The organism is Pseudomonas sp. PME37.24/025, from assembly GCF_055556615.1.
Window position 1 is genome coordinate 1 of record NZ_JBVHNK010000383.1, and the last position, 252, is coordinate 252.

Consider the following 252-nt stretch of genomic DNA (forward strand, 5'->3'; position numbering starts at 1 on the left):
GAGCCCGTGCGACTCGACCTGCGCCTTGATGGCCGTGAGTCCCTCGCGCGTATATCGGGGGTCATCCGCATAGGTGGTGAACCCGGGAGCGCTCAGGAGCTTCTCGAACGAATCGGTAGGGCGGCCGCCGACCAGGTGCGCGACGATGTGCGTCGCGCCGATCTGACGCGCGAAACCCAGCGTACGATCGGTCAGACGAGGACCGTGGATGCCGAAGCCGACCTTCATGGACAGCCTTTCTTCGTGTTTCCG

1 protein-coding gene is annotated in these 252 nt (G+C 64.7%); it reads right to left on the minus strand.

The genetic code is table 11. From position 1 onward, the window contains the following. Positions 1-228, minus strand: a 228-nt coding sequence (locus ACZ3HH_RS30780; RefSeq protein WP_465810465.1) for a hypothetical protein, incomplete at its 3' end; no start/stop codon positions are given. Between the last annotated feature and the right edge of the window lie 24 nt (positions 229-252).